This is a genomic window from Oligoflexia bacterium (assembly GCA_034439615.1).
Lineage (GTDB): Bacteria > Bdellovibrionota > Bdellovibrionia > JABDDW01 > JABDDW01 > JAWXAT01.
Genome location: JAWXAT010000055.1, coordinates 1 through 21,383, shown reverse-complemented (window position 1 = coordinate 21,383; position 21,383 = coordinate 1). Strand labels below are relative to the sequence as shown.

18 protein-coding genes, 2 tRNA genes and 1 pseudogene are annotated in these 21,383 nt (G+C 40.7%); 11 read left to right on the top strand and 10 right to left on the bottom strand.

Going from position 1 to position 21,383, the window contains the following annotated elements:
* Positions 1-52: 52 nt before the first annotated feature.
* The 5 genes from SGI74_13265 to SGI74_13245 form a co-directional block, all read right to left on the bottom strand.
* Positions 53-3,895, bottom strand: a complete 3,843-nt coding sequence (locus tag SGI74_13265; GenBank protein ID MDZ4678462.1) for a hypothetical protein — start codon at positions 3,893-3,895, stop codon at positions 53-55.
* A gap of 73 nt (positions 3,896-3,968) precedes the next feature.
* The gene (locus tag SGI74_13260; GenBank protein ID MDZ4678461.1) at positions 3,969-4,826 is read right to left on the bottom strand and encodes a hypothetical protein; all 858 of its coding nucleotides are present in this window, start codon (positions 4,824-4,826) and stop codon (positions 3,969-3,971) included.
* 335 nt (positions 4,827-5,161) lie between these two features.
* Entirely contained in the window at positions 5,162-5,602 is a 441-nt protein-coding gene (locus SGI74_13255) for a ferritin-like domain-containing protein (GenBank protein ID MDZ4678460.1), read from the bottom strand.
* A gap of 148 nt (positions 5,603-5,750) precedes the next feature.
* Positions 5,751-6,056 (bottom strand): hypothetical protein, encoded by a 306-nt coding sequence (locus SGI74_13250; GenBank protein ID MDZ4678459.1) that lies wholly within the window; start codon positions 6,054-6,056, stop codon positions 5,751-5,753.
* A 44-nt stretch (positions 6,057-6,100) separates the two neighbouring features.
* Complete coding sequence (locus tag SGI74_13245) at positions 6,101-9,034, bottom strand: hypothetical protein (GenBank protein MDZ4678458.1); 2,934 nt, start codon at positions 9,032-9,034, stop codon at positions 6,101-6,103.
* A gap of 62 nt (positions 9,035-9,096) precedes the next feature.
* On the opposite strand from SGI74_13245, the gene SGI74_13240 reads away from it, so the two are divergent.
* From SGI74_13240 to SGI74_13230, 3 genes are all read left to right on the top strand, one after another.
* Positions 9,097-10,008: a TIGR02757 family protein gene (locus SGI74_13240; protein MDZ4678457.1), complete on the top strand. Its 912-nt coding sequence runs from the start codon at positions 9,097-9,099 to the stop codon at positions 10,006-10,008.
* Positions 10,006-10,095, top strand: a tRNA-Arg gene (locus SGI74_13235). Before SGI74_13240 ends, SGI74_13235 begins: the two co-directional genes overlap by 3 nt.
* Positions 10,096-10,160: 65 nt before the next feature.
* Positions 10,161-10,237, top strand: a tRNA-Arg gene (locus tag SGI74_13230).
* A 260-nt stretch (positions 10,238-10,497) separates the two neighbouring features.
* On the opposite strand, the gene SGI74_13225 is transcribed toward SGI74_13230, so the two are convergent.
* Positions 10,498-10,710, bottom strand: a complete 213-nt coding sequence (locus SGI74_13225) for a putative addiction module antidote protein (GenBank protein MDZ4678456.1) — start codon at positions 10,708-10,710, stop codon at positions 10,498-10,500.
* 138 nt (positions 10,711-10,848) lie between these two features.
* Here SGI74_13225 and SGI74_13220 point away from each other — a divergent pair, with 138 nt between their 5' ends.
* From SGI74_13220 to SGI74_13185, 8 genes are all read left to right on the top strand, one after another.
* Positions 10,849-11,484 carry a tail fiber domain-containing protein gene (locus SGI74_13220; protein ID MDZ4678455.1) on the top strand — a complete coding sequence of 212 codons (636 nt, stop codon included), beginning with the start codon at positions 10,849-10,851 and terminating at the stop codon, positions 11,482-11,484.
* A 281-nt stretch (positions 11,485-11,765) separates the two neighbouring features.
* Complete coding sequence (locus SGI74_13215) at positions 11,766-12,962, top strand: AAA family ATPase (protein ID MDZ4678454.1); 1,197 nt, start codon at positions 11,766-11,768, stop codon at positions 12,960-12,962.
* 136 nt (positions 12,963-13,098) lie between these two features.
* Entirely contained in the window at positions 13,099-14,244 is a 1,146-nt protein-coding gene (locus SGI74_13210) for an AAA family ATPase (protein MDZ4678453.1), read from the top strand.
* Between the two features lie 671 nt (positions 14,245-14,915).
* Positions 14,916-15,482, top strand: coding sequence for a type IV toxin-antitoxin system AbiEi family antitoxin domain-containing protein (locus SGI74_13205; GenBank protein MDZ4678452.1), 567 nt, complete (start codon positions 14,916-14,918; stop codon positions 15,480-15,482).
* A gap of 13 nt (positions 15,483-15,495) precedes the next feature.
* On the top strand, positions 15,496-15,741 hold the full coding sequence (locus SGI74_13200; GenBank protein MDZ4678451.1) for an ATP-binding protein: 246 nt from the start codon (positions 15,496-15,498) through the stop codon (positions 15,739-15,741).
* Positions 15,742-15,746: 5 nt separating this feature from the next.
* Entirely contained in the window at positions 15,747-16,748 is a 1,002-nt protein-coding gene (locus SGI74_13195; GenBank protein ID MDZ4678450.1) for an ATP-binding protein, read from the top strand.
* A 634-nt stretch (positions 16,749-17,382) separates the two neighbouring features.
* Positions 17,383-17,730: a hypothetical protein gene (locus SGI74_13190; protein ID MDZ4678449.1), complete on the top strand. Its 348-nt coding sequence runs from the start codon at positions 17,383-17,385 to the stop codon at positions 17,728-17,730.
* 209 nt (positions 17,731-17,939) lie between these two features.
* Positions 17,940-18,107, top strand: coding sequence for a hypothetical protein (locus SGI74_13185; protein MDZ4678448.1), 168 nt, complete (start codon positions 17,940-17,942; stop codon positions 18,105-18,107).
* 142 nt (positions 18,108-18,249) lie between these two features.
* Here SGI74_13185 and SGI74_13180 read toward each other — a convergent pair.
* The 4 genes and pseudogenes from SGI74_13180 to SGI74_13165 all read right to left on the bottom strand — a co-directional run bounded on the left by SGI74_13180 (position 18,250) and on the right by SGI74_13165 (position 21,347).
* Positions 18,250-18,831, bottom strand: a pseudogene (locus tag SGI74_13180) (superoxide dismutase).
* Positions 18,832-18,874: 43 nt separating this feature from the next.
* On the bottom strand, positions 18,875-19,102 hold the full coding sequence (locus SGI74_13175) for a DUF2171 domain-containing protein (GenBank protein MDZ4678447.1): 228 nt from the start codon (positions 19,100-19,102) through the stop codon (positions 18,875-18,877).
* Positions 19,103-19,296: 194 nt separating this feature from the next.
* A complete protein-coding gene (locus SGI74_13170) occupies positions 19,297-20,688 on the bottom strand; it encodes a dihydrolipoyl dehydrogenase (GenBank protein MDZ4678446.1) in 1,392 nt (463 codons plus the stop codon).
* A gap of 185 nt (positions 20,689-20,873) precedes the next feature.
* Complete coding sequence (locus SGI74_13165; protein MDZ4678445.1) at positions 20,874-21,347, bottom strand: chemotaxis protein CheB; 474 nt, start codon at positions 21,345-21,347, stop codon at positions 20,874-20,876.
* Positions 21,348-21,383 lie beyond the last annotated feature (36 nt).

The following is a 21,383-nucleotide window of genomic DNA, read 5'->3' as shown; positions in this document are numbered from 1 at the left end:
AAAAGCGGGCCTTCCTGGCCCGCTATCACTGCTTATTATTTATAAACTTAGATTATTGTATGCCTAAAATTCTATAGATGAAATCGATAAAAATCGCGTCATCTTCTAGAGGTTGAAGCTGTTCACTGTACTTATCGATCATCAATTTTGGAGCAATGATCCTTACAGTAAGAGTATTCACAGCAACCATATCTTTTTTCACCTTAGCAGAAGCTTCGATAAGCGATTTTGCTAAAGTGGGGTTGCTTGCAAGATGGTTTGTGATTACTTGATCAGCTTCGCTGAACACATCAGGCAAGAGCTCCTGAATTCGAACGTTCATACCCGGATGACTGCCCGTCTCATTAAGGGCTTGGGCTTCATCCATGACTAGCTGCCACCATTTAAATGTGGTGAATCCACTGCCATAGTATGGATCGATCTTCTTAACCAAAGTAGGAGATTGCTGCTTCACAAGTGCCATAAATGCTTTTTGGCGATCTGCAACACCCTGACCAGCAGCACTTCCGTTAAGAAGTGCAGGCATTTCTGTGACTAACTGATCATGGTTTGTGACATCTTTTACGGCTTGATCGCGGGCTTTTGAAATTAAATCGCCCTTTTCGATTAAGTTATACGAGATACCATCATTGCTTCGAACTTGAAGTGCTTTAAAAGTCTTTTGACCATTTGCTCCACTGAATTTTACTTCAGGCAAGTTAAGTTCATTAACACAAGTTTGTGAACCGCCCTCAACACATACGCGCATTTTATCTGCGTATTCATGGTTCTGGTCAGAGACTAAATCCATCACTGAATAAAATGCCCCGTAAACCTTGGTGGTTAAGTTCCAAGATGCGGGTAAGGCTGCGTCTACTGACTCACCACCAACGTTTACTACTGATTGAACCATTGCATACTTAGGTTCAGTGATAAGAGCATTATACGAAGCTAGTGTTAACGTTTTGGTTTGAGGTGCGAAGTACATATTTCCGTTTAAACTTATACGCTGATACTTATCAACTGGCATTCCTCTAGCACCCATGATGAGAATCGCAGCAAGTTTATCAAATTCGTAACCAAGGGTTTCTACTCTAAAGTAGCTGCCATCATACGTACCTGTTGACACAAGGTCTTTTGCATTGGGGCCACCTTTTTTAAGATCAACAAGTTTATTTTTATTTTCATTCACAAGCTGTTGAGCCTGATTTTGATTTAGACCTTGGGCCATGTAAAAGAACATGAGGTTTTGTTCATTGTTCTCATAGATCAAGGGTAACTTATCAAATACAGTTACACCACCTTGTTGACCAATTGGCAAATACAAGCCGCTATCGTTCATACCAACAACATTTACAAAATAGTTGCCAACCATGTTATTAGACAACATGAGATCTGCAAATCCGTTTGGCAAATAAGAAGCTGGAGGTTTTAAAAAATCACCTGTTTTAGGATTTAAAAGAAGCAGTACAAAATCAGCCCAGTCAGAAAAATCTGTTCCGAATGCTGCCATGTATTTTTCAACTACAGCATTATCACAGATATTTCCCATCTCACCTTTATCAATAGAATCTCTTAAAAACTTGATATCACACTGATTGGCATTTGCAGGTACAGTAGGTGACACGATGAATTGATAGATAAATTCATCTGTGACGAGTCGTAGTGGCAACATTGTACGCTGGATGGTTCTCCAGAGATGACTCATGGGGTTGCCAAAGTTGGCACGATTGCGACGATTATGTCTCCATGAATAATCACGATCATACTGTGCGATCACGCGCGCTGAAGCTTGATTTACGTTTGAACCTTTGTCCCAACGAGCACACATCGGATCTTCAAATACTTGATGATCAGTACAAAATTTATAATTCTGCTGAACACCAGTAACTTCATCGGCACTTTGATTGATGCTTGTGTTGTAACCAAAACGAATTGCAGCATCGTCGTAATGACCTGTACCGCCAAGAGCTTCATGAAAGCCTCCGGCATAGTCCATTACAGATGCAAAATCAAAACTCTCTTGCTCAAGAGCTAATTCAGCAATTCTAGGGTCATTTGGATTAGCTTGAGCGAGTGCAATTTTTTCTTTTTCAAGCTGATTCCATTTGTCAGTGTAATGCTTCTTATCACTTGATCCACCAAAGTTATGGCGAAGACCAAAGTTATGACCCATTTCGTGAATCAAGGTGGTGTAAAAAATCAACTGACGAGCTTCAGCTTTTAGTTTTTGCTGAATTTGCTCAAGGGGTTGACCTTGGTGTTGAGCCGCAAATTTTCTTACAAAATGTTCAACTGCGGGTTCAACGAATTCAGAAGTATGAATTCCACGAGCTGATTTTGAAAGTTCTTTAAACTTTCTCAAACGCCCTTCTTTACCTTGCACGGAAACATCTTTTAATGCACGAGCGTCATACCCAGCTTCATACCATGCAGGATCATCAATATTTAATTTCGCAGCTACTTCTGGCTTGCTAAACACCATTGCTCTACTTGCAGCAGCGTTTCCTTCTGTATCTTTAAGTCGCGCCTTTAAAATGCGCGCAGTATTAATATTAGGCTTTACGATTGAAAGATCTGGTTTATAGCCATTTGTTTTAAGAATTTTTCTTTGAGCTTTTAAAAGTTTAGGAATTTCTTTTGCATTCATCCCCTTAACTTCTTTTGTTAAGTCTAAGCTCTTTAAACTTTGGCTTTTGCCATCACCAGGGTGACCATCAGTCAAAACGACTGCTAATTGATCAGCAGCGTTTCCGGCAATAAGTTTTACAGCTCCTAGATAGATTGTTGAACGAGCAGAGTGTGTTTCACCTGTGCTTGGATTATTTGTAGTTTGACTCACACCCAAAAGACCTGTGGGTACTTTTTCATCAAGGGCTGCGATCATATTATATCGATTATCACCAATCTCAGGCCTGATATCTTCATTGAGCCAAACAATTCTATCGCTGCGATCAAGTGCTTTTTGGAAAGATTTATTCCAAGCGTTTACAACATCACGTGCAGCTGGTAAATACTCAGCCGGGAAATCTTTATTAAGTACGTACATGATCTCACCACGAGAACACGAACGACCTGTGCCTGCTTCACAAACATTAAATCGATTAGCAAATAGTTTACGCCCCGTGATAGTTACGCGACCATCTGGGTCAATGTAGTTCTCATATGATCTAAAAAAACCAAAGCGATTAAAATCTTTATTGGTCATTTCATATGCCTTGTAATCACTCTTCACAAGTTTTCGAAATGAATGTTTCATCTGAGCACGCAAAGAACCTACGGGAACATATTCAAATTCACCATCACCTCTATCAAAAGATTCGGTTTGTTGAATTGTAGCATCAACATCAAATGAGAGTATTTCACCTGTTGCATCTGATTCTTTTTTCAAAGCAGTAACAACCTGACCCGCTTCTTGCTTAATTTCTGTATTAAAAATATTTGCCAAACTTGTTGATGTGGCTAAATTCGTACCCCAGTCAACACGCATAAATTCACGCTCGTTCCAAGGTCTTCTTGTATCTTCAATGATTTTATTTGTGTTTTCATTAAAGTCATTTGTCTCACGTTTAATATCAAAATGACTTGTAATCGGAAACTCAGCCACCAATGACGATTGATCGCGCGGGCGATTGATCTCATTTATTCTAATGACTCTGAGTTTACTCTCTGTGATTTCAAAGCGGACATAACCAAAATCATTATGTAAGCCCGGTATCAACCAGTCGGAGGCTAATTCTTCATTAGCCTTTGTGAGAGTACTCACATACGAGTATTCGCCAGCTAAGTCGACTTTTTTAACCTTTGCGGCATTGCTCGTCGTATCGATGTCATTCTTGTTTTTGGCACAAGATGACATGGTTACTACGAACACTAGCGCTAGCATAAGACCCATGGCTTTGCGTGTATTGTTCATTGTGGCTCCCCCTATTTTTATAAAATCCATTTTATCCCTTCCTCAGAGTTTAAAAACTCTTTTAGGAATTAACCTATAAAGTCAAAATCAAATCAAAATAGCCAACAGTCTGAGTTGCATCGTAGAGTGTATAATTTGAATCAACACCTGTTCGATGCAGTGATGAGGCGTTTACATTTGCTAAACCTACAGCTGTTGAAAACTTATCTGTCCAGGCGTAGCCCACTTCGTAAATCAATGAATACTTATCTCTTGTGGTTCCTTGATATGTAAATCCGCGCGATGGAGCATAGACGATACTTGCTGAAAGTTTATCTGTGAAACTGTAAGCAATCGTATTGAGAATACTAAATGAATAAGCTGTATTTAACCTACCGTTTGCTTGCACTTCAGCTTCATGAAAACTTTGTGAGAATTTCGGAGCTGTAGAAATTTCAAGTTTTTTCCATTTATAAGCTATTGGTACAGAAAAACCTAAAACGCTTTTGAGTGTAGATTTTTGAGTTTCATTATTTGTTGGTAAAATAAGTGAGACTCCCGTTGAAATTGTAAAATCTTTGGCGGGCTTTAAAACTTTCTTTGATAGTGAAAATATTGTGTCATCAAAATCACCTGATCGACCATCTGCTCTCACATATGTATATTCTTGGCTGTAGGAACCTTTCGCAGATAATGAGAGATCCCAAGGAAGTTTAGCCCCTAGAATTAATTGATACGTACCTGACTGGGCATAACCTTCACCACCTGAACCGGAGCCAGCAGAACCAGGAGCTAATGTTGTTGAAGTATCTAAAAGTAGAGTTGCAGAAAATATTTTAGGTTTTGGTTCGGCCGGTGTTTGTATTGTTGTTGAATTTATAGTCGTGGTTGATTGAGCATTTGCTTGACTAACAAATCCTAAGATTATCAGTGATACAAATACAAACTTCATATGTAGTGCGTCCCCCGTAATCTAAAAAATCCCCCGTGCCCAATTCTTCATTGTGCACGCAACATGCCACCACTCAAGACACATCTAGGCCTCTGGCCAGTGGCACTTCACACCTAAGACTATTCCAGTTGGAATTTCGGTTAATATCTAGTCCAGTTTTGTATACTTTGGTCAAAAGATGCTACAGAAGCCACGATACTGGCAGGTAATGCTCGTAAAACTAGACTATTGAATCGGAATCTAATCACTCACTTAGGCTTTTAAAAAATAAAAAACCCATGAATTATTGAAATTCATGGGCCACGCAAAATGTCACCAGTGTCAGAATGTATACCCTATTTGCTACTACGGAGCATCTTTTGAACCTCTTCAACATGCTCTGTTTCGCTTCGAACAAATTCACGAGCCATTTCTTCTAATGCAATATCATCACCCGCTAATGCTACCAATTTTTTGTAAAGCGCGAGACCTTCGAGTTCAAATGATAAACTCTCTTCAAGCATTGCATTGATACTATGAACATTGCTTTCTTTCATTTCAGCAGAGAAAGACGGAGGATGGCCTCCAAAGGATGTGATTTTTTCACCAACTGCTACAGCGTGCATCATGCTCTCGCTTGCTTGATCGCGAAACCACTTTTGAATGGGAATGCGATTATGCCCCATGATCATAAATGAATAATGGAGGTATCTCATGATTCCAGCCATCTCGGCTTGGAGTATTTCTTGAAGACACTTCATAACTTCTTTGCTTGTTGATAATGTTTCTGGAGACATCTCGTACTACCTTTCAAATGCATTAATGATTAACGCTTTTTAATTATAAACTGGTTTTAAATATAGTTATATATAGAGGCAAAATAGAGAAATTCACGACATACTTCAACAGTTATATTTGAGCAAAATTTTCATTCTAGATGTTTAATTATTGGGCAGTTTTGCGACTACGTTCGGTGAGCTTTTTCTTAATCGATTTAAGTTTTTGAGTCATTTCTTCAATCTGCTTAACATCAAGAGGTTGAAAATTTGTAGCTTCAAACTGACCATGCTGAAGGAGTTCAACACTATCACCAGCCTTAGCTACTTGCTCTTGAACTTCAGGAGATGACTCTTTTGTGAGATAACTGTGCCCAGCTAAAAAGAAAAACGACAACGCTAAGATAAGCATAATGCTCTCAGCATTTTTTAACTGTTTGAAAATCAGATCCCAAGTAGGTGCTTTCATAGACATATACTTATCGGCAGAGATAGCCGCTTTTAAACCAAACTTAGGTCTTAAAAAAGGCCTTCGAGTCTCTTTTTAGCTTCTTCTTGAAGTTTCTTTTTTTGTTCATCAATGTGTTTTTGTGCTTCATTACGCATGGTTGACTCTGCTTGTTTTTTAAATTTCCCAGCCGCATGAGTTGCGGCACGTGTGATAAGAGTTTTTACCGTCTCCTCAGCCAAATGAAGTTCAGGGCTTGCGACATTACCAGAGAAATGTACAGGCAATACAAGTCTTCCAGACTCATCTGAATTAGCAGCTAAAATATCACCAGTTACAGGGGGGGTTGACACATACGCTGTACCACGAAGATCCATGATTTTATCTGTGGCTCTAATCCAACCCGAGGCTCTTAATTCATTTCGCTCAGGGGTGATTGCATTAAAGGTTGTAATATTGAGCTGAGATTTAGAAAATTCAAAAGTGGTATCAATATTTGATTTTAAGCCACCGCTGTTTAAATTGGCTTTATCTCTTAACCCCGGAATTCCAGCGAGTTTTTGATTAATATATTTATCAAATTGAAGCGTACTCATATACCCCTCAGTCACACGCCAAGAACCTTTCACCCAAGTTGCATCCAAAAAATCAGGGCGCGAAGGATGTGCGGCTTTAATGTTCAGGCTCCCCGTAGCTTTACCTGAAGCTAATTCTTTATATTCAGGTGTGGCCCAACTAAGTGCTTTAGAGATGTTCATATTCGTAACAGTGGTTAAGAGGCTTGTTGTCGGTGTTGCCTCCAATAAATTGGTTTCAATTTTTTCTGCTTTTGCTGAACCATCAAAAATTTCACCAATATTTGCTGTACCTGTTAATACACCCTGATTGAGTCGCCCTGACCAAGTCACGCGATTAATTGATAAACCCATGGCTTCAACATGACCAAGTTTCAATGAAGTTTCTAAATTCATATTCTTCATGATTGGCCAATTTGGAAGTAGAGGTTCTGCTGCAGATTTGTTTACTTCGCTTTTCCCTTTATTCTCTGTTGCTGGTGAATTTTCAGCAGAAGTATTTTTAGTAGACCCAGTAGAATTAACAGCTGTCTTATAAATAAATTGCGGCATATCAGCTGAAATTTTACCTTTTAAATTTAACGGGCTTTTTTGAATACCAAGTGCAAAATCATATTTTCCCCAAAGATTAATATCAGCATCGGCTGCCCCAGATAATTTCCAAACGGCTAAAAACGGAATAAGCTTTGAAATCTGATTAAGATCAAGTTTTGGAATTTGCATCTTCACATTAAATGTTGGTGCTTGGGGCTCTGTGAAACTTCCAGAAATTTTTAAAACCCCAGCAGATGTAGTCAACTGTGAGGGAGAGATAATCACTTGAGACTTTTTTTGTTGAGCTGAGAGATTGAGTTTTAATGGGCTACCCGCCTTTTTTTGAAACTTATCGGCCATCGAAATATCTAACGCTGAAAAATCAGCTTGAGTGTTTATACTCGCAGCCGATAAAGTTTTTCCTTTTGTTACGATGACAGCTTTTGCGTCAATGCTCATTGGGCCACTAAGAGTTTGGGTTTTATCAGCAGACATCCACTGAAATTTGCCCCTTACACCCTGCAACAAAAGTGGGTTGATATTTAAATTTAGATTTTCAGGTTTTTGCAAATCACCATTCAAAGATGCTTTGACTTCGATAAAACCCTGTAAAGGGGTACCCGCAAGCATGGGTATGAATTGTTCAAATCCTACCAAGGTTGTTCGTGGTACAGTGATATTAAGATTTGACTGTTTACCTGCAGTTGAAGCAAGACTCCCTGTAACTGCAACTTTTAATTCTGCTAATCTTGCTTGAGCATTTTGAATATTAATCAGATCTGCAGTTTGGGAAGCAGTGATGCTAAAGTTAAACGGCACACCAACAGGTTTTGAAAACTGTTTTCCGATGCGTAATGAAAGACCTTTCATCTCTGCATCTGCGATAATTTTATTGAGTATTAAAGTTTTCTTAAAAACAAACTCGACATCAGCATTTGCACCAACAGGGCCTTTAATGGTTTTATCTTCTTTATCATAATTAATATGACCTTTAAGATTTTGAGCCTTAATACTTCCTTGAGCTGACCAATCTTGGCTTTTTTTATGTTCAGCATGAACTTTTGCTGCAAGCGCTCCACTCCATTCACCTGCTGGTAAAAATGCTGGAGGCACAGGTAACGATTTTATATCAGGGATGTTAGTAGAGGCGTCCCAAACATGATCTTCGGTTTTAAGATTTGTATTACCACTTAAAGATAATACGAGCCCTCCGATATCGAGTGTTGCGTTTTTTGTTATAAAAATATCTTCGATAAAAGTAAAATTCGACTTTATTTTCAAAGGCAAACTTGTTTTTACAGATGCCCAATTTAAATCAAGCAAGGTATCAAGTTGCAATGACCAGGGCTTATCTAATTCAATCGCTTCAAATTCAAGATTTGTTTTTTCTAGTTTTACAGACTGTGCTCCCTGAACAACATCTATGAGACCATCAATAGCTTTAAGTTTAATACTTATAGCAACAGGCGAAGTTGATTTTTCAGTTTTTACATCTGTTGATTCAGTTTGTTTTGCTTCTTTAGTTTGAGGGGCTGTGCCTGCAATAGGTTTTTCAGGAAGCTGCATATTGATTTGCGGCTGAGTCACAGTGACTTGAGCAACGAGTTTACCTGAAATAATCTCAGCTAGGTCAGCTTGAATTAGAATTTGTGGGATAGTAACTTTTGCATTTATAGGCTCAGTTAACATAGTGTTTACATTTAAAAGTGAAAGCTTAAGTGGCGGCCAAAACACAATTGCAACTTGCCCCACTGTGAGTGGACTACCTAAAGCAAGGGAGCCCTCTTTTTCTATGATTTCCTTAATCTTTGGTGGCAACATTATATTAGCGACTATGGCTATAGTTGCAGCGAGCAAAATAAATGTAGCAAACCCATAAACCAAGAATTTTTTCATAAATAAGTGTCCTTCTGAGAATAGACTTTTACTTCAGCCCACAGTACATTACCTTAGCCCATATGACAAGAATTGACCTTTTGCGCCATCGCCTCTTAGAGGTTGAAAATAGTTTTGATTTTTCAGGCGAAATTAAAAATGACCCACTCGCACTAGTACTTAGGTTTTCAGATTCTAATGATCGCGAAGTAGCAGCCCTCATAGCAGCTGTTTTTGCGTATGGAAATGTAAGGCAAATCCAAAATAGTTTAGAAAAAATATTTCTACTCTTAGGGCCGCAGCCATCTAAAAAATTAAAAACTACTACCGGTAAACAATGGAAAAAACTCATCCCACAAAGCTTTAAACATCGATTTAATACTGCTGATGATTTAGGTTTACTTCTCACCTGGCTAGGCCATGCACTCAAAAACCATGGAAGTTTAGAAAATCTTTTTAAGGTTAGTTCCAAAAACCTTGATATCGCTGTTCGACTTGAAAATTTTATTAACGCCTTAACAAGTCAACCAAGTGCGCCATATATAAAACCCAAATCAAGAGGCGCATTATTCTTTTTTCCAAAACCCTCAGGTAAGAGTGCATGTAAGCGACTACTTTTATTTTTAAGATGGGTTTGCGGCACAGGCCCCATGGATCTTAGCCTTTGGAAATCAGTAAACTTAGCTGATCTCATCATACCCGTAGACACTCACGTTTTAAGAATATCTAAACACCTAGGTTTTACTAAGCGTAAAGACAACTCATGGCAAACAGCCGTTGAGATTACTGAAGCATTAAAACAATTAGACGCACTTAACCCCACACGATTTGATTTTGCTCTTTGTCATTTAGGAATTTCACAAGAATGTCCAAGTCGATTTAATGTACAGATTTGCGGCCATTGTCGCATGAAAGAGCACTGTTTGACTTTTGGAAAAGCCACAAAGAAGCTTGAAACTCGAGCGATCAAGCATTACAACAAAACCTCACGCTGACCGCGTAGCTCAGTTGGATAGAGCACTAGTTTCCTAAACTGAGGGTCCATCGGGAAGTGATTGAATTCAGAACTCTTTTTCTGTTAAAAACTCGGATGACGGGGAAATTGACGGAAAAGGAAAACACTTGCTAGGACATTGATACAATTCGAGACCTCGTAGCTCAGATGGATAGAGCAGCTTCCTCCTAAGAAGCAGGTCGCCCGTTCGACTCGGGCCGAGGTCACCATTCAATACAACTCGAGGGTCCATACCGGATAGATACTTTACAATTTATGGAAATTAAAAGATAAAACATTGGCCTCGGGAGCTGAGACTACGATGGACTTAAAAATCTGACGTAAGAGACTCTTTTTGATAGCCGCAGATGCCTTAGCAAACCCACGCTTGGTATCTGCTAGTGCAGTCTGAAACTCTACAATTCGTTGAGTTCAGACAAGCCCGATCATACAAATCAGGCTTGTGCTCCGATTAGCGAGCTTTTCTGAATTAAGAAGCTTTGGCGCGTTTGCCCTTCTTCGGGCGGACTTGTAATTCAAGGCCCAAGTTACCGAGCACGCGACTTACGACTTCAAAACTTGGATTACCTTGCTTATCAAATATCTTATAAAGAGTTCTGCGATTAATACCGCTCACATCGGCAAGTTTTGAAAGCCCGTGAGCCTTAGCAACATCGCCAAGAGCTATGGGCATGAAACCCATGTGGGGTCAAGGCGCTGCTTAGTGTGCGATTTTCATCTCGAGCGGATGGGCTTAAAGAAGTTCTTTAAGCAAAGACGAATCATGAATCTTTTTATGAGGGTTCATGCAGGAGGTTCACTTCATTGAAAATTCATTGAGGTGAGTTATAATCATTCGCTGGTAAACTGGTCCGCCTCAGAGAACAACAACAATAACGGGTGGTACCAGGACTTTTCCAATGGAAACGAGAATGTCAACACAACAAACCCAACTGCCAAGCTGCATGTTTACCAAACTGGAGGCGCTGGAACAGTCATCTCTAAGTTCATAAACGATGCGGCTACTTGCTCTGTTACAGATGCCGGTATGAGTTGCGCATCAGACGTTCGACTTAAGACTGATATTCAACCCATCGAGCATGGACTTGATAAAGTTAGGTCTCTTGATGGTGTCACGTTCCGCTGGAAAAACGGTAGTGCTTCAGATCAAAGATCTATGGGCTTTATCGCTCAAGAAGTAGAAAAAGTTGCTCCTGAACTTGTTCGTAACGATAAGGATTCAGGTTTTAAACAAGTTAATTACTCAAACTTCGTGGCACTCCTCACACAAGCTGTTAAAGAGCTTTATAATAAAATTGTTGGCGTTTCTGACAACGTTGCAGCCATGAAGATAGAAAACATCATTAAAGACCGCCAAATCCAATCCTTGCAGCAAGAAAATTTTCAGATGAAAAACGAGAACGCTGCAATCAAAGCTCGTCTTGAAAAAATCGAAAAAGCCCTTCAGTCGAAATAAAGAAAATAAAGAACAGTGGCCTGTTAATTCGAACCGCAGTTTGATCTCAAGATAATTTAGATTCAGGCAATTTAACTAATGGGGCTGTTGAAAGAGTATCATCTGTTTCGTTGCAATCACCAAAATCCTTCTTACGACGTGCAAGAACACGCACCATTCAATCGCTTCAAGAGCGTGCTGATAAAACAGAACAAGAGAATCTAACAAAAAAAGGTACCTGGTGCCGCTGTTATTATTGAAAACCCCTTTTCAAAAAAGGCATATAGGTATAAACTCACATTATGGCTCATCAAAGACAACGTCTGTTACAGGCCCAAATTCTGAAAAGCATTAAGCATAGCCCCATTGTGGGAATCGTCGGTCAACGCCAGACGGGCAAGACCACGCTCACGGAGAGTTTGGTTTCTGGCGAACGCTATGTAAGTCTAGACCAAGCAGTTCAATTAGCTGCTGCTCGCACAAATCCAGAAGCATTTTTAGATCGCGGAACCACTCTTTTCGGTATTGACGAATGCCAACTCGCACCCGAACTTTTTCCAGCACTCAAAGAGGCTGTCCGAGTTTTAAAAAAACCAGGCCGATTTTTACTTACAGGGTCAGTGCGCTTTACTTCTAGAAAAATTATTCGCGAAAGTCTCACCGGGCGCATAGTGACCCATGAACTACTGCCCTTATGCATAGCTGAACTTAATGATTACAAACTTGGTGATGTCGTCAATTTTTTGAGACTTTCATTAAGTGAAATGCAAAAAATTTGCAAAAATAAGATTCAGCTCATTTCTGAAAAAAGTGTTGCCGACTATCTACTCAAAGGGGGGCTTCCCGGAATTTGCTTTTTTCGCGACCCCCATGTGAGGGCTGAACGTTTCAATGCACACTTAGATACATTGCTCCGCAGAGATATCCAATTAGTTCTTGAAACCACTCTGCCTTTCGAAAAACTTTTTAAAACAATGCAGTATTTCGCCTTTAATCAAGGAAAACCACTTTCCATTTCTGAGCTCAGTCGCTTTACACGCATTTCTGCACCAAGTTTGAGAAAATTAGTTCCCGCCTTAGAGGCCTTATTTCTTATTCGGCGAATAGAAACTATCGGTGACAGAAAAAAAGAAATTTTCTTTTTAGAAGACCAAGGTATGGCCTCATTTTTAACTCCAAGGATTGATGCAGAGGTCGATCTTTTGCGATTTGTTTTTTCACAGTGTTTAGCACAAATAAAATACCTTCACCCTCACAGCTCCATTCGGAGCTATGAAACACGAGGCGGCGCTAGAGTACCTCTTGTATTAGATGTCTCTGGAAAAATGACCGGCTTAATTCCCACCACACTAGAAACGCCCGATACTACAGCGATAGCTTCGGCAGAAAGTTTTTTGAGACGCAATCCAAAAGCGGTCGTTGCAATTCTGACCCGAGGCAAAGTCGTAGTTCCACTAAGCTCAAAAATAATTATCGTACCTTATCGCGCCATTGTTTAAAATAGGTACGTTGAAAGCGCTATCTGCCGAGCACCTGCTTCGAAGTAATTCCGCCAAAGAGATACTGTTACATGGTCAAAGCATTTATGGATAAAAAATGATTGTATTGTGCTCATTTTTTTGAAATTATGAGCACATGATCAACAGATTAATTTCCGAGTCTATTGCTAAAACTAAGAAAAGCATCTTACTTCTTGGTCCGCGCCAAGTCGGCAAATCCACATTGGTATCGCGATTAACTCCCGATCTATCTATCAATTTGGCTGATGAAGTTGAATTTATGACACATTCATCTCACCCAGAAGAACTTGCCAAGCTGATCGAATTGCAATCGGCTAAATCCATTTTTATTGATGAGATTCAACGCCTGCCCCGTATTCTTAATACAGTGCAGGCCTTAGCTGATAAACAAAAGGGGTTAAAATTTTATCTCACCGGCTCAAGCGCCAGAAAATTGAAACGTGGCGGAGCGAATTTACTGCCTGGACGAGTACTCAATTTCAAATTAGGCCCACTCGTAGCCGCCGAAATGGCTTATAAGTTTGATACAAAAAAGATTTTGAGCCGAGGTTCACTCCCTGAAGCTTATCTCGAGGGTCAATCAAACGAGGCCGAACACTTGCTAAAATCTTATGCCGCTAATTATCTTAAAGAAGAAATCAAAGCTGAAGCTCTGACGAGAAATATTGAATCATTTGCTCGTTTTCTCAATGAATCTGTTTTATCCGTCGCTCAATTTATGGATCTGACTAAAATCGCCAAGAAAGCAAAAATATCTCGGCATGCGATCCCCCGATATTTTGAAATTCTGGAGGACACCCTAATTGGTTATCGTGTTTTTCCATTCGCACCTCTCGCAGAGTCAGAAGACCTTATTCGTCACCCTAAATTCTATCTGTTCGATAACGGTGTCTATAATGGTATGCTACAAAACTTCATTCCCAGCGCTGACAGAATTGGAATTCTAGCAGAACAACTTGTTTTCATACAAATTTTGCACTCAGCATGGGCGTGGAATAAAGACATAACCATCTCTTCATTTCGGACAAGAAAAGGAATTGAGGTCGACTTTATTGCCGAAACCAAAAACGGTACGGTGGCCATAGAGGTTAAAGCTGGCGACAGATTTACTACGGAAGACGGGGATGGCTTGCTCTATTTCCAGAAGGTTTTTCCCCGCCATTCGGGGCTTTTTATTTTTCACATGGGACACACCGAGCGTCGTATGGGTCCGATATGGGCCCTTCCATGGCAAAAGGGTCTTCGCGAATTGGGATTATAACCAAACGTCGGTATAGGGACTACATCACCTCAAACGGCCTTAGATGTTAATGGAGTTGTTAGAGTTGCGAAGTATGCAGCCCAGCCTTTTGCTTGCGATGCAGCCCATGACAGCTCTTTAGCCATCACTTCAGGCTATCGTCAGTGTATCTGCAAGGGCGGAACGACTTCCTGGGTTTTCACCAGCGACGGAGCTACAGCCTGCGTTTGGTAATTACCGCACTCCAATAGGTCATATCTGGATGTCTTTGACCTTTTGGTTCCGAAAAATCCTGCTCAAAAGATTGACTCAACCATTCGCTCTTTTCTATAGCCCCGTAACAAAAAATTCAACTACCGCTCCCATACTCCGACCTGCAATTGCGTCAAAAAACTGCTGCACCACTTTTTGCGAAAAAGTGGCAAAAATCGCTGTTTTCAAAGTTTTGTGTTCAAAAAAAGTAATTACAAACAATGGGTTAGCTACCCACATGTAAAAATAGTGACCAAAAAACGTGGTTTTGGATCGATCAGCCACTCGAAAGGGCACTTTTTGGTTACTGTTTTGATGCCTCCCCCACCCTTTTTGACCCGAAATCGACACTCATCGGACGTTTTGGTTACTCTTTTGATGCCTACCCCCTCGTTTTAACACAAATTGACTCAGGACCCAATGTGTGTCAGACTTTGTAAGTGGACACTTTACCTTTTGAGCTCAGCGAAAAACCATTCACACTAAGACAAGCAATTAAGCTTGGGCTGAATCGCTATTTCTTGAGGAAGCTCATCGCCGAGGGAGTTGTCGAACAACTGGCTCGCGGAATATATCGGCGAACTAAAGACGATATCAGCGAAGAGGATCAGTATAGATCTGCAACCTTGCGTGTGGGCTCACCCTCTGCCGTCTGCTTGGTTTCAGCGCTCGCTCACCACGGGCTGACGGATTCCATCCCAAAAAAAACTTGGATGATGGTCACTAATACCAAACGAACGAACTTTGCGGACATCAAAGTCTTTCGAGCGCGCAGCCCGAAATGGAAAATTGGAATTGAAAAGTGTGACGGCTATTCAATCACGAAAATCGAGAGAACAATTGTGGACTGTCTGGTTCAGCGAGAGAAATTGGGGATTCAAATTGGGATTACAGCCCTTAGAAATGCGATATCATCGAGAAAATCAAACTTAGGTAAAATTTTGGATACAGCCATCAAACTGGGTGTTGCCCATCGAGTGAGACCTTACATCGAAGCACTTTCGTGATTGGGGTATTGGTATGACGAAAAAAGAGAATCTCTTATTACTGATCAAAGAAGGCGAAGGGCTTACTGTCGAATTCAAAGAGAGATATACATCTAAAATTGCCCACGACATTGTAGCCTTCGCCAACTCCAAGGGTGGCAAAATCCTTCTGGGAGTTGCCGATGACGGCTCGATCAAAGGCGCTAAGCTCACTGGGCAATTAAGGCTGAAATTTTTGGACTGGGCCGAAATTGTGATCCAAGAATCGAAGTCGATGTAAAAAACGTGAATAACATTGTCGTCGTCAACGTCGTAGAAGGCACCGACAAGCCCTACTCTTGCGCCGGCACTTATTACAAAAGATTCGATGCCGTCACTCAAAAATTAAGTCGGAATGAAATTAAGGCGATCTTTGATTCAAGAGAAAATGATCACTTCGATGAAAAAGTAAATTCTAAAGCAAAACTATCCGACGTTTCGCTTAAAAAAGTTCGTGATTTCTATCGGCTTGCAGATATCAAATATTCGGTCACAAAAGAAACGCTCCCCAATATTCTAAAAAGCCTCAATCTGATGCAGAACAAATCAATCAACAACGCTGGGGTTCTCTTTTTTGCTGGCAAGCTTGATCCCTTTTTTCTTCATTCGCAGGTTATGCTTCTCGCTTTCAAAGATTATGTGGGGGCCAACATCTTTGATAGAAAGGAAGTCCGGGGCGATTTGTTGACTCAGTTCAATGAGGCGGAGTTTTTTCTCAAGAGGCATCTGAGCCTTCAAGCTATTATTGAAACAAGCCGTCGAAGAAACGTGTATGAAATCCCTCAAGAGGCTTGGCGCGAAGCCATTGCCAATGCCATCATTCACCGCGACTACAATATGGGTGGCACCAGTATTCAAATTCGAGTTTTTCCTGATCGGATTGAGATTATTAATCCCGGAAGGCTGCCACTCGGGATTTCACCGGAAAACATCGGCGAACTTTCATCTCGTAGAAACGAAATTATTGCCGATATGTTTGCCCGTCTCGATATTGTTGAAAAAGCTGGTACTGGAATTATCCGCATTCGTGAGGCCATGAAAGCCGAAGGACTCAAGCCTCCAGTATTCGAGGATAAGGGGGATTTTTTCAAAATCATTCTTTATCGTCCCAATTTGAGACAAGAAAAGACTACCCCAGAACTACACAAGAACTACCCAAGAAAGTTTCATCGATCCTTCTTCCGAGATCCTGTCATTGATAAAAGAGAATCCTGGTATTACACAGCAGGAATTAGCAGAAAAACTTAACATCACTCGGGATGGCGTCAAATATCATATCAAAAAGCTTAAAGCAGCCAAGAGAATCAGGCATATCGGCCCGACAAAAAGGGGGCGATGGAAAATCTTGAATGAGAAGTAATCAAAACTAGAGGGGCCATCGGAATCACCATGCCCATTAAAGGCTTCAAAGACAAAGAGACTTTGGCTGACCACAAGCCAAAGACGAATGGCTTCCCCAGTTTTCTGCCAACCAAAAAGCTAATGGTCGGAGGCTTTCAATTGAGAGTCAAATGTTGAACCATGAAATTGGGTTTGCTCGGGATCAAGCCAACTTGTCCAATTTGCAGCACACTTTTTACTCTTTGTGAGAACTGTTGGACTGGACATAAATATTGCAGCTCAACTTGCAGTCAAGAAGGCCGAAGAAGAAATCGAAAGCTAGCTGAGAAACGGTATTCAGCCACACCTAAAGGCAAAGAGAGCCGAAGCCGAAGGCAGAAAAATTTTCGCAATCGAAAAATTTTGAATTCTAGAGTAACTGATCAGTCTCCCACAAAGCGAAATTCCATAGTACATCGTTTTTCGAAATCAATGAACAGAGCCACTGCCAGCAGGTGTTGGCATTGTAAGCGAACTATCAAATTCATTGTCGGAGGACACTGTGCACTCTCAAATGGCTTACCAGAAGAAGGAAATCAATTCTCATTTGCTCGGTTCCGATCAAAGGTTGCTAGATTTTCTCTATGACTCACCGACTGCGGTGTCTCTGAGAGATCGTCCCGAGATTCTTCTTGATGACAGTTGGGAATTTTCGTTGGACGAGCGAGTTTTGATTCGAGCAGCTTTAGACATATCATGTGGAGGCGGGCTAGTTTTCTTAGGCGAATTGCTTTCAGATTTGAGTGAAAAACAATTTGAATGTTTGATCAAAGCCTTGACCCGCTATCGAGAGATGCACCAAAGCATTCAGATCTATTCCGGATATCAAAAAAGATTAGAAAATGGTTAAGAAAAAATGGAACAGGCAGGTCAAACGATCAGTCGAAAATGATTTAGAGCCACCAAAGCAATTATCCATGAATGAATACACGGTGAAAAGGGTTAGACCGGCCCGCAAGAAAAAAACAGTTCACCCAGGTTATACAATTATTTCAGCCCATCGGCTTTGGATTTTTGAAAAAAATAAAAGTAATCGGTCTTAAAACCGGAGGAGAGAAAATGGACAATACAAAGTTAGTCAAACAAATGAAGAGATTCGAGGGATGTTTGATGGTTGATAGAGGTCTTTCTAAAGTTACGGCAGGTTTTCAATCGCATATGGCAAAGCCGGTTGAGCCCCAATCGTTAGCTCGAGCCATCGTGAAGCTTGCTGGACAACAACAGTAAGAATTATCAATCGTTTATTGAGGTCTCTATATCTTCTTCACGACTGGAGAAGTGCTTGCAACGACGCGATTTAGCTCAAATGTATAGAGGTCTCTTTCAGCATACCTTTGATTTTACGGATTCGTATCATTGGTTCTTTACGCATATTGTTCTCAACAAAATCCCAATTTACGGTTTTCCAAAAATTCTCTAGATATTTACCTCGCTCATTTTGATAGTCCAAATAGTAAGCGTGTTCCCATACGTCACAGACGAGTATGGGCGTTTGATCGTGCATGACGGGCACATCGGCGTTTTTCATATTGTGTATGGACAATCTTCCATCAGGGTTTTTCACAAGCCATGTCCAACCCGATCCGAACTGTTTTTTGGCGGATTCGGTAAACTTTAACTTAAAGTTTTCAAAGGACTCAAAGTTTTGTAAAATCGAAGCAAGACTACTGTCATCAGGCTGTCCACCTGATTTTGGTGTCATGCAATTCCAATAAAAGCTGTGGCTCCATGCCTGCGCAGCATTATTGAAAATCTCTTGATTGGTATGAGCAGACTCTAAAATAATTTCTTCTAACTCCAGTTTATCAAACGCCGTGTCTTTAATTAGAATATTCAGTTTTGAAACGTATTTTCTGTGATGCTTCCCATAGTGGAATTCCATCGTATTTCTAGAAATGAAAGGCTCTAGTGCGTCGGTAGCATATGGAAGTGGTGGAAATTGAATTGCCATGGCAACTCCTTCTTTATATGTGGCAAATTGCCTCATAACGATTTTAGTGTTCTGTTCGCCATTCTCTCATAGCTTGATCACCAGGTCGGTCAATATGAACCTTACCGTCAACGCTTTTTACCCAGCTCAGAGGAATAAAATGGTGTTTGCCCGCTTTATCTTTCTTGAGTTTGATACTTTCATTGCCTTCAAGGTGGTCAACCACTGCGAATTGCCCGTCTTCTGAACACACTACTGGCATATCTGGCTTTATTTCTGACGAATTAATCATTTTTGTATCTCCTTCATTTGTGTTATTTCAATTTGTCACCTTCGAGATGTGCAATCTAAAGGCCACCTCAAGAATCATGCAGAATCTGTATCTCGTTTATTTCAGCGTCACCTTGACCCAAGGGATTTGAAATGCCCTACCTAACTCACACTTACACTTACAAGTACTGGAGGTTTTGTAACCGAAGTTCTGTTTTATTTGATTTTTTCCAAATCAAGCCTGGGCCTTAAACCGGTAACCTGCTTTGAAAGATCTCGCAGGGCATGTCGTAATCCTTCTTCAAGAGTTGGATGGTAAATGGGGAGCTTAAGGGCATCAAAAACCGTCATTTTTTGATGGATCATGCACGCAATCAAATGCGCTAGATGTTCACCAGCAGGGGCTATCATTTCAGCCCCGAGTAATAAACCGGTTTTAGGTTTTCCATAAATGCGAAGTATTCCGGTCGATCCAAGTATTATAGATCTCCCGCTATCAAAAATGCTTTCCCCAGTAATAAATTTCTCGTGAGTCAAACTTTCAAATGTCTTTCCGACCGTTGCAATATTGGGATCACAAAACGTGATGTTTAAAGGAATGCGCCTTTCAAAAGCTTGTGGTTTTTTTTGCATGCTATTAAATCCAGCGATCCTCCCATCGTCAGCAGCTTCATGGAGAACAGATCGGTAGTGCTTGACATCTCCGACAATAAATATTGGAAATTTTCCAACCTGAAGAGTGTTGATGTTAAATACAGGAATTTCATTTTTATCAAACTTAATTCCAATTTCCTTTAAACCAAGACCGCTTAAGTTTGGTTTTCTACCTAAGCTCGCTAATACTTTTTCAACCTTATATGTTTTTTTGCCAGCAGTTATTGTCAGTTTTTTATTCTTCTCTTTGACAACAGCCTCGTGCCCTAAATTTAATTCAAATTCCAAACCAAGTAGCTTTATTGCATAACCGTTAACAACCGGATCAGACAAGTTTCCAATAAATTTCGATTGCCCCACACCTGTCATTTTAACGCCGAGCCTGTGAAGTGCTTGGCCCATTTCGAGCCCAATCGGCCCAAGTCCCACGGTCACCATTGAAGACGGGAGTATTTTTTCTTCAAATAACTGATCCGTTGTCAAAATGAGATTTTTTAAATTTAGCCAATCAGAAGGTATTACCGGAGTAGTCCCTGTCGCTATTATTACTTTTCGTGCTTTGATAATATGGGGGCCCACCTGAAGGATAGTGGGATCGAGAAACCTTGCTGAGCCCTGAAGATTTTTGTCACCAATTTTTCTTACATCGTTAATGACACTTTTAACAAAACGGTCCCGCAGACTTCTCACGTACTTCATGACGAGATCCGATTTAGCCTCTAGATATTGAGAGCCCTTAATCCCTTCTTTAGCAAATATTTTTCTGCTGTAAAAATCATTTGCTACTTGGATAAGCACCTTAGAAGGCATGCATCCAACGCGTGCACACGTAGTCCCATACTCTCCCTTGTTAATGAGGACAAAATTATCAGTGTGTCTTTGGATTTCTGAAACAGTGGAAAGTCCTGCAGTTCCAGCACCGATTACGGCTACGTCAAATACTTTTTTGCTCATGTCAAAAGCTTAGCTTTTTTGGTGAGACAATGTTAGCGGAATTATTCGTCTTTTAAAATTTCAGAGGCGTTTCTTCCCTTTACTTATAGAAGTGCTTGCCAATCTTTGTAGTTCATCTGAAATTTTGTCGGGTGGCAGAACGAAATCAACACAGCCCGTAGCCTCAGCGCTAGCAGGCATGTGGTTTATTTCGGAAGACGCGTCCTGAGCAAAGGTTGTTCCTCCCTTTGCTTTGCTTTGATTTGCTTGCATCCCTCACTACCATCGCCATCATACCCAGACAGGACAATGCCGATCGCATTTGCTCCCATAGCCTCTGCCAAAGAAATAAAAAACAAATCTATCTGCTTCTTCTTTATATCGCGTGGGAAGATGACTTTGAACGTATAGTTCTCCATGAGGAGATCTGCGTTCGGAGGAATTACGTAGACATGATTCCTCTGGATCGGTAGCCCATCAGAAGGAACCATAACTTTCATTTTCGTGTGACGCGACAAAATCAGCGCAAGCTCACTGCTGGCAGTGGGGTTCATATGAGAAATAATAACAAAGGCCATTCCTGTTTTAGGTGGAATGGCGTCCAAGAGCGCCTTATATGCGTTAAGTGCTCCAGCTGAGCCCCCAATACCGACAATGAAGTTAGGCCGAAGTCGTTCCATAAGTTACTTCATTACTCCCTCAGCGGGGGGGGGGGG